Consider the following 14,352-nt stretch of genomic DNA (forward strand, 5'->3'; position numbering starts at 1 on the left):
GTTCCTATGTCTGTAACCACCCTCACCGCCCCGGAAAAAACACGTGTCATCGTCGGCATGTCCGGTGGAGTGGACTCTTCCGTCTCCGCCCTCCTGCTGCTCGAGCAGGGTTATCAGGTCGAAGGCCTGTTCATGAAGAACTGGGAAGAGGACGACGGCACGGAATACTGCACCGCCAAGGAAGACTTGGCCGACGCTCAGGCAGTGTGCGATCGGATCGGCATCAAGCTGCATACGGCAAACTTCGCAGCTGAATACTGGGACAACGTCTTCGAGCATTTCCTCGCCGAATACAAGGCGGGGCGCACGCCGAACCCCGACATCCTTTGCAACCGGGAGATCAAGTTCAAGGCCTTTCTCGACTACGCATTGATGCTGGGGGCAGATCTCATCGCGACCGGCCATTACGTGCGCCGGCGCGACGTGGACGATCGCAGCGAGCTGCTCAAAGGGCTGGACCCGAACAAGGACCAGAGCTATTTCCTGCATGCGGTTGGTGGCGAGCAGCTGAGCAAGACGCTGTTTCCTGTCGGCGAGCTGGAAAAGCCCGAAGTGCGGGCGATCGCCGAGAAGTACGGGCTTGCCACGGCGAAGAAAAAGGATTCCACCGGGATCTGCTTCATCGGCGAAAGACGCTTCAGCGACTTTCTCAAGCAATACCTTCCGGCCCAGCCCGGCAATATCGAAACCATCGATGGTGAAGTGATCGGTCGTCATCACGGCTTGATGTATCACACCATCGGTCAACGCCAGGGCCTGGGCATAGGCGGCCTCAAGGATGCTTCCGACGAGCCCTGGTACGTGCTGAGCAAGGACCTGCAGCGCAACGTGCTGGTGGTCGGCCAGGGCAACGATCATCCGTGGCTGTTCTCGCGCGCGCTGCTGGCGTCGGAAATCTACTGGGTGAACCTCATCGACCTCAGCGCTCCGCTCCAGCTGACCGCCAAGGTCCGCTATCGCCAGAGCGATCAGGCCTGCACGCTGGAAAAGACGGCAGACGGCTATCGTGCCGTCTTCGAAGCGCCACAACGGGCGGTGACACCGGGCCAGTCGGTCGTGTTCTACGACGGCGAAATCTGCCTGGGCGGCGGTGTGATCGAGCAGGCCGAACCCTGGTTCGAGGGCAGAGCATGAATACGCTCGACGAACAGCTGATCGCACTCGGCGCAGTATTCGAATCAGCAACGTTGGTGGACCGCATCGCTCGCACCGGCCAGGTTCCGAACGCCTCGCTCGGCTGCATGCTGGGCAGCCTGCTGGCCCGCAATCCGGAAACCACACTGGAAATCTACGGCGGTGATGACCTCAATCTGCGTGATGGCTATCGCGCTCTGGTCGGTGCCTTGGAGCGCGACAGCAGCGCACTGCAGCGAGAACCACTGCGTTACGCACTGGCGATGATCGGTCTGGAGCGCCAGCTGGACAAGCGCGACGACATGCTTCAGGTCATTGGCAGCCGTCTGGATCAGATTCAACAGCAGGTCGAGCACTTCGGCATCACCCACGAAAATGTCGTGGCCTCGTTCGGCGGTTTGTACCAGGACACCCTGAGCACATTTCGCCAGCGCATTCAGGTTCAAGGCGACATGCGGCACCTGCAGCAGACGGACAATGCAGCCAAGATTCGCGCCCTGCTGCTCTCCGGAATTCGCTCGGCACGTCTGTGGCGCCAGCTCGGCGGGCACCGTTGGCAATTGATCTTCAGCCGCCGCAAGCTGCTCGATGCGCTCTATCCACGGCTGCGCTCGACCCAGGATGACGACCGCTAACGGTGGCGAATGTACCGGGCCCGCCCGGTCCATTCGTGTATAATCTGCGCCCTCTTTTCGTTGCCTGACTGTCCGAGAATGCCCTCTATGCAGCTTTCCTCGCTCACGGCGGTTTCCCCCGTCGACGGCCGCTACGCCGGCAAAACCAGCACCCTGCGCCCGATCTTCAGCGAATTCGGCCTGATTCGCTGCCGCGTTCAGGTCGAAGTCCGCTGGCTCCAGCGCCTGGCAGCCCACCCAGGCATTCCGGAAGTCCCCCCCTTCTCCGCCGAAGCCAACTCGGTGCTGAACCAGCTGGCCGAGAACTTCCAGCTGGAGCACGCCGAGCGCGTGAAGGAATTCGAGCGAACCACCAACCATGACGTAAAAGCCGTCGAGTACCTGCTCAAGGAGCAGGCCAAGCAGCTGCCGGAACTGGCCAAGGTCAACGAATTCATCCACTTCGCCTGCACCAGCGAAGATATCAACAACCTCTCCCACGCGCTGATGCTGCGTGAAGGCCGCGACAGCGTTCTGCTGCCGCTGATGCGCCAGCTTGCCGAATCGATCCGCAGCCTGGCCGTGCATTTCGCTGACGTACCGATGCTCTCGCGTACGCATGGCCAGCCGGCGTCGCCGACGACACTCGGCAAGGAGCTGGCGAACGTGGTGTACCGTCTGGAGCGCCAGATCGCCCATGTCGCCGCCGTTCCGCTGCTGGGCAAGATCAACGGCGCAGTGGGCAACTATAACGCCCACCTGAGCGCCTATCCCGAGATCGACTGGGAAGCCAACGCCCGCGAGTTCATCGAAGGCGACCTCGGCCTGACATGGAACCCCTACACCACGCAGATCGAGCCGCACGACTACATTGCCGAACTGTTCGATGCCATCGCCCGGTTCAACACCATCCTCATCGATTTCGACCGCGACGTCTGGGGCTACATCGCGCTCGGTTACTTCAAGCAGAAGACCGTTGCTGGCGAGATCGGCTCGTCGACCATGCCGCACAAGGTCAATCCGATCGACTTCGAGAACTCCGAAGGCAACCTGGGTATCGCCAATGCACTGTTCCAGCACCTGGCCAGCAAGCTCCCGATCTCCCGCTGGCAGCGTGACCTGACCGACTCCACCGTGCTGCGCAATCTTGGCGTCGGCTTTGCCCACAGCGTCATAGCCTACGAAGCGAGCCTCAAGGGTATCGGCAAGCTGGAGCTCAACATCGCCCGCATCGCCGAAGACCTCGACGCTTGCTGGGAAGTGCTGGCCGAACCGGTACAGACGGTCATGCGCCGCTACGCCGTGGAAAACGCCTACGAAAAACTGAAGGACCTGACCCGCGGCAAAGGCATTACGCCCGAAGCCCTGCAGTCTTTCATCGACGGTCTGGATATTCCTGCCGAAGCAAAGGCCGAACTACGCAAATTGACGCCGGCCAACTACATCGGCAACGCCGTTGCCCAGGCCAAGCGCATCTGAGTACGACCATGTATGCACGCCCGGCTGTGCCGGGCGTTTTTATTTTCAGCTCTGTATATAGAGCAAGGTATTACGCATGACTTCTGATATTCCACTTCAAATTCTGGGCGGCATCAGCGCCCGGGAATTTCTGCGCGACTACTGGCAGAAGAGACCGCTGCTCATTCGCCAGGCCATCCCAGACTTTCAGAGCCCCATCTCGCCGGACGAACTGGCCGGCCTTTCGCTGGAAGAGGAAGTCGAATCCCGCCTGATCATCGAGCACGGCGAAAGCCCCTGGGAGTTGCGTCGCGGTCCCTTTGCCGAAGACACCTACCAGCAGCTGCCCGAGCGTGACTGGACCCTACTGGTCCAGGCCGTCGACCAGCTGGTACCGGAAGTCGCCGATCTGATCGAGCACTTCCGCTTCCTTCCCAACTGGCGCATCGACGATGTGATGATTAGCTATGCCGCACCGGGCGGCGGTGTCGGCCCGCATTTCGACAACTACGACGTATTCCTGCTGCAGGCGCATGGTCAGCGCCGCTGGCGCATCGGGCAGATGTGCGACAGCGAAAGCCCGATGCTGACCCACGGCGATCTACGCATCCTGGCCGAATTCGAAGGCACCGATGAATGGGTGCTGGAACCCGGTGACATGCTTTACCTTCCGCCTCGCCTGGCCCACTTCGGCACCGCAGAGGATGCCTGCATGACCTATTCGGTCGGTTTCCGTGCCCCTAGCGCTGCCGAGGTACTGACCCATTTCACCGACTTCCTGGCGCAGTTCCTGCCGGACGAGGATCGTTACAGCGACGCCGATCTGCAACCGAGCGACGACCCCTACCAGATCCAGAGCGACGCACTGGACCGATTGAAAGCGCTGCTTGCCGAGCACATGAGCGACGAGCGTTTGTTGCTCACCTGGTTCGGCCAGTTCATGACCGAGCCGCGCTATCCGGAGCGCGTGGAGGGGCCTGAGCTGGATGAGATCGATCTGCGCTCGGCAATCGAAGATGGCGCCCTGCTGGTCCGCAACCCGGCGGCACGCCTGGCCTGGAGCGAAGTCGACATCGGCCTGCTACTGTTCGCCAGTGGCCAGAGTCGCCTGCTTCCCTCTAAGCTGCGCGAACTGTTGAAACTGATCTGCTCGGCTGATGCGTTGCACGCCGATAACATCGGCGACTGGCTGAGCGACGACGATGGCCGGGGGCTTTTGTGCGAACTGGTCAAACAAGGAAGTCTGGAGTTTGCTGATGAATAGCGTTCAGGTACGGATCGCCGACTGGCAGCAGGACAACGCCGAACTGCGGCGCATTCGGGAGGCCGTGTTCATTGCCGAGCAGGCCGTTCCGCCCGAGCAGGAGTGGGATGCCGACGATAGCGAAGCCGTGCATTTTCTCGCCCTCGAGGGCGACTATCCGATCGGTACCGCACGGTTGCTGGCCGACGGGCAGATTGGCCGGGTAGCAGTCCTGCGCGACTGGCGCGGCATGAACGTGGGCGATGCGCTGATGCGCGCCGTCCTTGCGGAGGCGGAGCGCCGGGGCCTGACGGAGCAGACACTGACTGCGCAGGTTCACGCCACCGCCTTCTATGAGCGACTTGGTTTTGAAGTGGTCAGCGACGAGTTTCTCGAAGCTGGAATCCCCCACGTCGACATGCTCCGCCGGAGCCACTGAGCCGTATGAGCGACAGCGCCCCTGACGAAAGTTGCGATCAGGCCGAACTCCCGGCCATAGACTTTCACTCTCCGGGGCGTTTTGCCGTTCACAACCCCCAAGCCGACCTTCCCGAGCCTCTCGCTTGGAGAGCGGCCACCTTTGAGCTTGGACAGGACACCGAACTGCAACGCTTCAGCGAACCCAACGAGGTTCGCCAGCATGCTTTGGCCATGCTGCAGCAGGCGACTCGCTCGCTGTGCATCTACAGCACGGATCTGGAACCCTGGCTTTATCATCACAGCAGCGTTCAGCAGGCTTGCACTCGCCTACTGCTGGCCCACCCGCGCAACCGCCTGCGTATCTTGATCGGCGACCCGACACGAGCGATCAAAAAAGGCCACCGTCTTCTGCAGCTTGCTCGGCGATTGACCAGCAATGTACATATCCGCAAGCTGAACCCCGATTATCCCGAGCAGAGCGGCGCCTATCTGATCGCCGATGATTGTGGTCTGCTGCAACGCCCCAAGGCTGACCAATACGCTGGCTATGCCCTGTACCACGACCTCGCCCGGGTGCGCATACGCCAAGCGGAATTCGACAAGGCCTGGGAACATGGATTAGCGGATGCAAACCTGCGGAGTTTTCTGCTATGAGCCCTCGAATCTTTCTGCTGTCCGTTGCTGTCAGCATCTGTCTTCCGTTGCAAGCGGCGACCGAAGTCATTCAGCTCGACAACCGCATGGCCGAAGACGTTATTCCCGTAGCGGAGTCGGTGCTCGGTGGTCAGGGACGGGTCACAGCCTACGGCAGCCAGCTGATCGTCAATGCACCGGACGCGCTCATCAGCGAACTGCGGCAGGTGATCGATCAGCTGGACGTCGAGCCCAAGCGTCTGCTCATCAGTGTCGATACTCAGGACTCGGCCAGCAGCTCCGCAGGCGGTTATCAGGTGGACGGCTCGGTACGCTCCGGCGACGTGGAGTTTGAAACCGGACGCGGAGAGATTGGTGGGCGTGATCGGGTGCGAATCATCCGCCGCAGCACGAACAGCAGGGATGGCGGCGTTCAGCAGGTTCAGGCCAGCGAGGGTTATCCGGCGCTGATTCAGGTGGGCCAGAGTGTGCCGCTGACCACCCAGGGCACAGATGGCTACGGCCAGATCTACCAGCAGACGCAATATCGCGACGTTCTCCGCGGCTTCTACGCCACCGCCACAGTGCACGGCGACCGGGTGCAAGTTACCATAAGCAGTACCCGAGACCGGCTTGCGCAAGGCCGTGGTGGCGTGGTGGAGGTTCAGAACGCGGACACTCGGGTAAGCGGTCGTATCGGTGAATGGATCACCATCGGCGGCGTCGATGAAAGCGCGAGCTCCGAGCAGCAAGGCACGTTACGTCGCTATTCCACCCAAAGCGGCCAGAACCTGTCGATGCGCCTCAAGGTCGATGTTCTGGACTGAACATCAGCAGGTCCCTGACAGCCACGCCACGATGTAGTGCCCCAAAGAAAACACTACAAAACGATTGACGATGCAATTTCAGCGGAGCATTATTGCCCCGCTCCCGCTAACCAGGGGCCCTGGCAAGGGTCTCCGGGGCGTGCTCAAGCCAACCAGCCGAGCCGTTCCGTGACTGTACTGCCCACAAGGCGGACTGACGAGGTTGCGACTGGAACGAGTCGTCCTGAGGGACGGGGTAGCGATTGACGCATCAGCCAGACTGAAAGCTTCTCGTTGTTGTAGCGCACACGGCAGCCACGCCGGCTGTGGGCGCAGCAACCGGAACCAGCCCGGCGGTCGTATCCCCCCTTCTCTTGGTTCAATCCTCGTCCCGGTCGATATTTCGACGCTCTGCCGCGTGTTGCCCGCAATGATCAGCGATAGCACGTAGGTTTCGGTGGGAAAAGTCGGTGCTCAACCACACTCATTTTTGAAGGATTGAACATGTCCGCATATCAAGACGACATCAAGGCAGTTGCCGCCCTGAAAGAGCAACACGGCAGCAGCTGGGCCGCCATCAACCCTGAGTCCGTCGCTCGCATGCGCGCCCAGAACCGCTTCAAGACCGGTCTGGAGATTGCTCAGTACACCGCCGACATCATGCGCAAGGACATGGCCGAGTACGACGCCGACTCGTCCGTCTACACGCAGTCCCTCGGTTGCTGGCACGGCTTCATCGGTCAGCAGAAGCTGATCTCCATCAAGAAGCACCTGAAGACCACCAACAAGCGTTACCTCTACCTGTCCGGCTGGATGGTTGCTGCTCTGCGCTCCGAGTTCGGCCCGCTGCCGGACCAGTCCATGCACGAGAAGACTGCCGTTTCCGACCTGATCGAAGAGCTGTACACCTTCCTGCGTCAGGCTGACAGCCGCGAGCTGGACCTGCTGTTCACCGCTCTGGACGCCGCTCGCGAAGCTGGCGACAGCGCCAAGGCTGCCGACATTCAGAACCAGATCGATAACTACGAAACCCACATCGTACCGATCATCGCAGACATCGACGCTGGCTTCGGTAACCCGGAAGCCACCTACCTGCTGGCCAAGCGCATGATCGAAGCAGGCGCTTGCTGCATCCAGATCGAGAACCAGGTTTCCGACGAGAAGCAGTGCGGCCACCAGGACGGTAAAGTGACCGTTCCCCACGCCGACTTCCTCGCCAAGATCGCAGCTGTGCGTTACGCCTTCCTCGAACTGGGCATCGACAACGGTGTGATCGTTGCTCGTACCGACTCCCTGGGTGCCGGCCTGACCAAGCAGATCGCCGTGACCAAAGAGCCGGGCGACCTGGGCGACCTGTACAACTCCTTCCTGGATTGTGAAGAAGTCTCCGCCGCCGATCTGAACAACGGTGACGTAGTTCTGAACCGCGAAGGCAAGCTGCTGCGTCCGAAGCGTCTGCCGTCCAACCTCTTCCAGTTCCGCGCTGGCACCGGTGAAGCACGCTGCGTACTGGACTGCATCACCTCGCTGCAGAACGGTGCTGACCTGCTGTGGATCGAAACCGAGAAGCCGCACGTTGGTCAGATCGCGGCCATGGTTGACGAAATCCGCAAGACCATCCCGAACGCCAAGCTGGTTTACAACAACAGCCCGTCCTTCAACTGGACCCTGAACTTCCGCCAGCAGGTGTTCGACGCCATGGTTGCCGAAGGCAAGGACGTTTCCGCCTACGACCGCGCCAAGCTGATGAGCGTCGAGTACGACGAAACCGAACTGGCCCAGGTTGCAGACGAGAAGATCCGTACCTTCCAGCGCGACGGTTCGGCTCACGCCGGCATCTTCCACCACCTGATCACCCTGCCGACCTACCACACCGCCGCGCTGTCCACCGACAACCTGGCCAAGGGGTACTTCGCCGACCAGGGTATGCTGGCGTACGTGAAGGGCGTTCAGCGTCAGGAACTGCGTCAGGGCATCGCCTGCGTCAAGCACCAGAACATGGCTGGTTCCGACATCGGCGACAACCACAAGGAGTACTTCGCTGGCGAAGCCGCTCTGAAGGCAAGCGGTAAAGACAACACCATGAACCAGTTCCACTAAGAATCGGTTCGCGGCCCTCACCGGCCGCAGGTGTTAACAAAAAGCCTCGGCATCTGCCGAGGCTTTTTTTTTGCGAGCAAGCAGACTGCGTAGACGAGGCGACATTTCGTCGGCACGACCCCTACCTGTCATTCTGTTGTCGCATATCGAATTTAGCGTCATGGGTCCGACAAAAATCGTAATGGAGCTGCGCCGTGACTACTGAGAACAACGACATTTTGTTTGGCAACGGGGACGAGTTGCCCAGTAACCAATCGACGAACCCACACATTCAGGATGTGATCTCTGCTGGCCGTCGAAAGGTAGTGGTTGGCGGCGCAGCCCTGGGAGCCATGGCCTTTCTAGGTGCGGCTATTCCCGGACTTGCGCGAGCGGCTGAACCATCCGCGCAAGGACTCAAGGAGCTCCCCTTCCGACGCCGTACCCGTCTGCCGTTTTCGCCAGTGGCGGTAACGCGGGCCGATGCTATTACCGTTCCTGCTGGCTATTCCGCGACCACTTTCATTCCATGGGGCACCCCGATTACCGGTAGCTACCCGACCTGGATGGAAGACGCGAGCAATAGCGCCGAAGACCAGGCTCAACAAGTCGGCATGCATCACGACGGAATGCATTTCTTCCCGATGAACGCAAAACTCGGCGGGCGCCAGAGCGATCACGGCTTGCTGGTGCTAAATCACGAATACATTCAAGCGCCTCTGCTCCACCCCAACGGCCCGACGGTGGTCGATGGTAAGCGTGTCGATGTCGACGAGGTCCGCAAGGAAATCAACGCCCACGGCGTTTCGGTAGTAGAAATCCGCCGGGGCCCGCGCGGCGATTGGTCGGTCTTGCCGACAGCCCGTAACCGCCGCATTACGGGTGCCACGCCGATGCGCATTGAAGGCCCCGCGCGCGGCCATGCGCTGATGCGCACCCGCTACAGCCCGAGCGGCACCTCAACCCGCGGAACCCTTAACAACTGCGCCAACGGGCATACGCCTTGGGGTACCTACCTCACCTGTGAGGAAAACTGGGCAGGTTACTTCGCCACCGCCGACAGCGACCTACCTCGTGAACTTAGCCGCTATGGTGTGCGCGGTAGCGGTCGTTATGGCTGGGAGACAGTTGCCGGCGATGAGTTCGAGCGCTTCAACGCCTCGCGCATCGCGACCGATCCACAAGCGGATTATCGTAACGAGCCCAACACCTTTGGCTGGATCGTCGAGATAGATCCGTTCGATCCGAACTCAACGCCAGTCAAGCACACGGCCCTCGGCCGTTTCGCCCACGAAGGACTGGTGTTTGCCCCCGTCAGGCCGGGCCGCCCCGTTGTCTGTTATTCCGGCGACGATTCGCAGAATGAATATATCTACAAGTACGTCAGCCGCGACCGCTATCGGCCGCAACGAAGCGATGGGCGGCTGCTGGACGAGGGGACCCTCTATGTCGCGCGTTTCAACACCGACGGCAGTGGTGACTGGCTCGCTCTCGATCATGCCAATCCGGCCTTCCAGCGGGCCTGCGAGACCGCCGGCGTTCAATTTGCAGATCAAGGTGAAGTTCTGATCAACACCCGTCTGGCCGCCGACATCGTCGGAGCCACCAAGATGGACCGCCCAGAATGGGGGGCGGTTAACCCAGATAGCGGTGAGGTCTACTTCACCCTCACCAACAACAGCGGACGCAAGGAAACCGACGCCTCCAATCCGCGAGCACCAAACGCATTTGGTCACATCATTCGCTGGCGTGAAGCGAGCCGCGACTTTGCAGGCACGCGATTCAACTGGGATATCTATTTGCTTGCCGGGCCACAGGACAACAGCCGGGGGCCGAAGGGTCGAGCGCTGGATGAAAGCAACATCATGGCCAGCCCGGATGGGTTGTGGTTCGACGACGAGGGTCGACTGTGGATTCAGACTGACATGAGCGGTAGCCAACTGCGCAGCGGGCCGTTTGGTAACAATCAGATGTTGGTTTCCGATCCCAGAACCGGTGAGACCAAACGGTTTCTCGTCGGGCCTCAGGGCGCTGAGGTAACCGGAATCACAGCTACACCGGACTTCCGGACCCTGTTCGTCAACATCCAGCACCCTGGCGAAGACTCGACCGCGACGAACTACACGAGCACGTGGCCGGACGGGCCGGGTCGCAGACCCCGCTCAGCAACCGTCATCGTCACGCGGGACGACGGAAAGCGCCTGATGTAACTGCGGAGGGGCCAAGCCGCAAGGCTGGCCCCCCATAAATCCACTGACCACACTCAAGGCTCATCTGGTGAGGTGAAAAGGCCCCAGGTCGATATGAATAGCGCCGCGACCAGCGGGCCGATCACGAAACCATTCAGTCCGAACAATGCCAGCCCCCCCAGCGTCGAGATAAGCACGACGTAGTCCGGCATCTTTGTATCCTTTCCAACCAGAATTGGTCTGAGGATGTTATCCACCAAGCCGATTACCAACACACCATAAAGCGTGAGTATCACGCCCTGCCAGATCGCGCCGGTCATCAGGAAATAGATGGCTACCGGCGTCCATATCAGGCCCGCCCCGACAGCGGGCAACAATGACAGGAATGCCATCAGCACGCCCCACAGCAGCGCCCCGGAGATCCCGAGCACGGCGAAGATGATTCCGCCGAGCGCTCCTTGGGTAACGGCGACGACAATGTTTCCTTTTACCGTCGCGCGTACGACTCGCGTGAACTTGCTGAACAGGCGCCGCTTCTGAGCATCGCTGAGCGGAATGGCCTTCCTGATACGCGCCACCAGATCACGCCCGTCGCGAATCAAGAAGAACAGCAGGTACAGCATGACAAAGAAGCTGACCAGAAACTGGAACGTCCCCTGGCCAAAACTGAACGCTTTTGTCGCGAGGAATTGACTTCCCTCGAGCGCCCCAGAGGCCAGCCGTTCACGCATGGAATCGAGGTCACCGAAACCGAAGCGCTGAAGCTGCAGCTGGATCGATTGAGGCAGCAGCTCGCGGAAGTTGACGACCCAGCTGCCGATGTCCAGCTCGCCACTTTCGATCTGCTTGTAGAGGATCGCCCCCTCTTGAACCAGCATCCCGGCGATCAGAATCACCGGCAGTACGGCGACCAGCAACGAAACTAGCAAGGTGATCAGAGCTGTCAGGTTGCGTCGCTGGCTAAACCGTCTGTAAAGATAGCGCTGCAAGGGGGCGAAGATGATCGCCAGTATCACCGCCCAGAAGACTGCCCCATAGAACGGCAGCAGGATCCACCCAAAAGCCAGAGACACCACCACCAGCAGCGCAAGAAAGACCTTCTGCTCGAGCCTCGAATTGTCCATTGTTGACCCTGTCGCTGCGTTTGGTTCTGTTTAGTCAACGAGCGACGGTACGAGTGCGGGTCTGGCAGATGATTCAGTGTGAGGCCGGGGTTAGGCGTACAGCTGACACTGAATTTGATGCGTTACAGCGTCATTGCCGCCAACCAACCAAATGCCAGAAGTGGCAGGTTGTAATGTAGAAACGTCGGCACGACAGTATCCCAGATATGATTGTGCTGACCGTCCGCATTCAAGCCGGCGGTCGGACCGAGAGTGGAGTCGGATGCGGGAGAACCGCCATCGCCCAGCGCGCCGGCAGTCCCGACCAGACTGACGATCGCCAACGGACTAAAACCCAGCTCGACACCTAGGGGAACAAAAATCGCGGCAATGATCGGCACTGTGGAAAAAGAAGACCCAATTCCGATAGTTACCAGCAATCCCACCAGGAGCATCAACAGCGCGCCGACAGCCTTGCTGTCGCCGATCCATTGAGTCGAAGCGTCTACCAGCAACTTGACCTCGCCCGTTTCACGCATCACCTCGGCAAAACCAGCGGCCGCGATCATGATGAAGCCAATCATGGCCATCATCTTCATCCCGTCGGTGAACAGGTCATCCGCTTCGCGCCAGCGCACCACGCCGGAAACGGAAAAGATCACGAACCCAGCAAGCGCGCCAAGTATCATCGAGTCCAGCCAAAGCTGAATCACGAAGGCCGCTGCAACTGCGACAGCAGCCACCAGCAGCGTGAGGGGACTGTAGGTCACTGTAGTTTTTTCAAGCTGCTCGACACGCACGAGGTCGTATTCGCGGGGCTTTCGATAGCTATAAAAAGCAATCAGCAATCCCGCGAGCATCCCGATTGCGGGGATCAGCATTGCCTGCGTGACTTTGATTCCAGTTACATCCACGCCACTTTTAGCAACGTTTGCCAGCAAGATCTCGTTCAAGAAAATATTGCCGAACCCGACCGGGAGAAACATATACGGGGTAATCAGACCGAACGCGAGCACACATGCAATCAAACGCCTGTCGATCTTCATCTTCGACAGCACAAAAAGCAGCGGGGGAACCAGTAGGGGAATAAATGCGATATGAATAGGAAGGATATTCTGTGATGAAACAGCAACGGCAAGCAGCAAGCCGATCATCATCCACTTGACCGCTCCGCCCCCTTGCGCTCCTTGCTTTCCAACCAAAGCTAGCGCCTTGTCAGCAAGGGCGTGAGCCAACCCGCTTTTTCCAATGGCAACGGCAAACGCACCCAGCAACGCATAAGACAAGGCAACTGTTGCGCCACCGCCTAGCCCCTTGTTGAATGCCGCCAAGCTACCCTCAATTCCCAAGCCACCAATCAAACCGCCAGCCAGGGCTCCAGCGATGAGCGCGACCACTACATGCACGCGGCAAAGACTCAGGATCAGCATGATGCCAACAGCCGCAACAACTGCGTTCATTGAACTCTCCATACAAACGACAAACGTCGCGAAAAAAACGCCGTACTCTGCAATAACGGAACTGGGGTGTCAAAAGCAGATCTGCACGATAAGCAACTTACACGTATCTACCTGGGCAACGCGCTGGCACGAGAATGCTTTACCCAAATGCCTACTTAGCCCACCTTTGTCTGATATAGATGCCAAGCATAGGAATGATCAGACCGCACGCTCTAGGCAATGCCTAATCGCCGCAGTATTCACAACCGCTTGTACAGGTTTCATGAATACGGATGCGCGAAAGCTCAGGCAGAAGCGGTTTGAGCTCAGTCCAGATCCATTTCGCAAGATTCTCGCTTGTAGGGTTTTCTAACCCAGGAATATCGTTCAGGTAATTGTGATCCAGCAGCTCATACAACGGCTTGAAGACAGACTTGATTTCACCAAAATCGCGGATCCAGCCCGTATGCGGATCCACCGTACCGCTGATATATAACGCTACCCGGAAAGAATGCCCGTGCAGTCGGCCACATTTGTGTCCCTGCGGTACATTCGGCAAACGATGTGCTGACTCAAACGTAAACTCTTTGAATATTTCCACTAGATAGACTCACAGTCTGGTCGCCAGATTGAGGGGCGATTTTACGCATTTTGACAGCGTGGCACATGCATTACACCAGCTGTAGATGCTGGGCGATGAGCGAATGAATGGCTGTGGAAGTGCTGAAGCACTAACGGTACGCGGAGCCGGAAAAACTGCAAAGGACTACGTGGTTGGTCGCCCCCCGGCTCCAGGCAGACGAAAACAGCACAAGATAACTGCAGTTCAGTTGCACTATCGGCAATTCCAGTACCGCCTTAGCGCCTTGTGCTTTTCTCTGCCCCAAAAGCAAACCCCCGACCAGCTTACGCGGGTCGGGGGTTTGGGAAAGGAGCTTGACGATGACCTACTCTCACATGGGGAGACCCCACACTACCATCGGCGATGCGTCGTTTCACTACTGAGTTCGGGAAGGGATCAGGTGGTTCCAACGCTCTATGGTCGTCAAGCAATTCAGTTGCTGCCTCGGGGTTTAGCCGCTGCAGCCAATCGGGTATGTGATGAATTGGTATTGCGTGTTCGTGCAGATTTTCGGTCTGTTTGTCGACTTTCCGTCTAACAGCCAAATTGTTTGGGTGTTATATGGTCAAGCCTCACGGGCAATTAGTATTGGTTAGCTCAACGCCTCACAGC

12 protein-coding genes and 1 rRNA gene are annotated in these 14,352 nt (G+C 59.2%); 9 read left to right on the forward strand and 4 right to left on the reverse strand.

Annotated features, from left to right (window positions below; all coding sequences use genetic code 11):
• The first annotated feature begins 6 nt into the window (after positions 1–6).
• The 9 genes from mnmA (at position 7) to BM275_RS08040 (ending at position 10,597) form a co-directional block, all read left to right on the forward strand.
• Complete coding sequence (mnmA, locus tag BM275_RS08000) at positions 7–1,134, forward strand: tRNA 2-thiouridine(34) synthase MnmA (protein WP_139229571.1); 1,128 nt, start codon at positions 7–9, stop codon at positions 1,132–1,134.
• The gene (gene hflD / locus BM275_RS08005) at positions 1,131–1,769 is read left to right on the forward strand and encodes a high frequency lysogenization protein HflD (RefSeq protein WP_090520491.1); all 639 of its coding nucleotides are present in this window, start codon (positions 1,131–1,133) and stop codon (positions 1,767–1,769) included. The genes mnmA and hflD overlap by 4 nt, the downstream gene beginning before the upstream one ends.
• 87 nt (positions 1,770–1,856) lie before the next feature.
• Positions 1,857–3,227: an adenylosuccinate lyase gene (gene purB, locus BM275_RS08010; RefSeq protein ID WP_090520493.1), complete on the forward strand. Its 1,371-nt coding sequence runs from the start codon at positions 1,857–1,859 to the stop codon at positions 3,225–3,227.
• Between the two features lie 76 nt (positions 3,228–3,303).
• On the forward strand, positions 3,304–4,470 hold the full coding sequence (locus BM275_RS08015) for a ribosomal protein uL16 3-hydroxylase (RefSeq protein ID WP_090520495.1): 1,167 nt from the start codon (positions 3,304–3,306) through the stop codon (positions 4,468–4,470).
• A complete protein-coding gene (locus BM275_RS08020) occupies positions 4,463–4,888 on the forward strand; it encodes a GNAT family N-acetyltransferase (RefSeq protein WP_023446962.1) in 426 nt (141 codons plus the stop codon). Before BM275_RS08015 ends, BM275_RS08020 begins: the two co-directional genes overlap by 8 nt.
• A 5-nt stretch (positions 4,889–4,893) precedes the next feature.
• Positions 4,894–5,523 carry a DUF7931 domain-containing protein gene (locus BM275_RS08025; RefSeq protein WP_090520497.1) on the forward strand — a complete coding sequence of 210 codons (630 nt, stop codon included), beginning with the start codon at positions 4,894–4,896 and terminating at the stop codon, positions 5,521–5,523.
• Entirely contained in the window at positions 5,520–6,329 is an 810-nt protein-coding gene (locus tag BM275_RS08030; protein ID WP_090520498.1) for a secretin N-terminal domain-containing protein, read from the forward strand. The genes BM275_RS08025 and BM275_RS08030 overlap by 4 nt, the downstream gene beginning before the upstream one ends.
• Before the next feature lie 483 nt (positions 6,330–6,812).
• Positions 6,813–8,408: an isocitrate lyase gene (locus BM275_RS08035; RefSeq protein ID WP_090520500.1), complete on the forward strand. Its 1,596-nt coding sequence runs from the start codon at positions 6,813–6,815 to the stop codon at positions 8,406–8,408.
• Between the two features lie 194 nt (positions 8,409–8,602).
• Positions 8,603–10,597: a PhoX family protein gene (locus BM275_RS08040; RefSeq protein ID WP_090520502.1), complete on the forward strand. Its 1,995-nt coding sequence runs from the start codon at positions 8,603–8,605 to the stop codon at positions 10,595–10,597.
• A gap of 53 nt (positions 10,598–10,650) precedes the next feature.
• On the opposite strand, the gene BM275_RS08045 is transcribed toward BM275_RS08040, so the two are convergent.
• The 4 genes from BM275_RS08045 to rrf form a co-directional block, all read right to left on the reverse strand.
• Positions 10,651–11,700: an AI-2E family transporter gene (locus tag BM275_RS08045; RefSeq protein ID WP_041013682.1), complete on the reverse strand. Its 1,050-nt coding sequence runs from the start codon at positions 11,698–11,700 to the stop codon at positions 10,651–10,653.
• 122 nt (positions 11,701–11,822) lie between these two features.
• Positions 11,823–13,139: a Na+/H+ antiporter family protein gene (locus tag BM275_RS08050; RefSeq protein WP_090520505.1), complete on the reverse strand. Its 1,317-nt coding sequence runs from the start codon at positions 13,137–13,139 to the stop codon at positions 11,823–11,825.
• A gap of 223 nt (positions 13,140–13,362) precedes the next feature.
• Positions 13,363–13,719 carry a 6-carboxytetrahydropterin synthase QueD gene (queD, locus tag BM275_RS08055; RefSeq protein ID WP_014820063.1) on the reverse strand — a complete coding sequence of 119 codons (357 nt, stop codon included), beginning with the start codon at positions 13,717–13,719 and terminating at the stop codon, positions 13,363–13,365.
• Between the two features lie 333 nt (positions 13,720–14,052).
• Positions 14,053–14,168 (reverse strand): 5S ribosomal RNA (rrf, locus tag BM275_RS08060).
• Between the last annotated feature and the right edge of the window lie 184 nt (positions 14,169–14,352).

The sequence above is a fragment of the Stutzerimonas kunmingensis genome (assembly GCF_900114065.1).
GTDB classification, from domain to species: Bacteria; Pseudomonadota; Gammaproteobacteria; order Pseudomonadales; family Pseudomonadaceae; genus Stutzerimonas; species Stutzerimonas kunmingensis.

Excerpts from the sequence above, each read along its gene's own strand:
- mnmA (WP_139229571.1), top strand. The coding sequence starts at position 7 with ATGTCTGTAACCACCCTCACCGCCCCGGAAAAAACACGTGTCATCGTC.
- hflD (WP_090520491.1), top strand. The coding sequence starts at position 1,131 with ATGAATACGCTCGACGAACAGCTGATCGCACTCGGCGCAGTATTCGAA.
- purB (WP_090520493.1), top strand. The coding sequence starts at position 1,857 with ATGCAGCTTTCCTCGCTCACGGCGGTTTCCCCCGTCGACGGCCGCTAC.
- BM275_RS08015 (WP_090520495.1), top strand. The coding sequence starts at position 3,304 with ATGACTTCTGATATTCCACTTCAAATTCTGGGCGGCATCAGCGCCCGG.
- BM275_RS08020 (WP_023446962.1), top strand. The coding sequence starts at position 4,463 with ATGAATAGCGTTCAGGTACGGATCGCCGACTGGCAGCAGGACAACGCC.
- BM275_RS08025 (WP_090520497.1), top strand. The coding sequence starts at position 4,894 with ATGAGCGACAGCGCCCCTGACGAAAGTTGCGATCAGGCCGAACTCCCG.
- BM275_RS08030 (WP_090520498.1), top strand. The coding sequence starts at position 5,520 with ATGAGCCCTCGAATCTTTCTGCTGTCCGTTGCTGTCAGCATCTGTCTT.
- BM275_RS08035 (WP_090520500.1), top strand. The coding sequence starts at position 6,813 with ATGTCCGCATATCAAGACGACATCAAGGCAGTTGCCGCCCTGAAAGAG.
- BM275_RS08045 (WP_041013682.1), bottom strand. The coding sequence starts at position 11,700 with ATGGACAATTCGAGGCTCGAGCAGAAGGTCTTTCTTGCGCTGCTGGTG.
- BM275_RS08050 (WP_090520505.1), bottom strand. The coding sequence starts at position 13,139 with ATGAACGCAGTTGTTGCGGCTGTTGGCATCATGCTGATCCTGAGTCTT.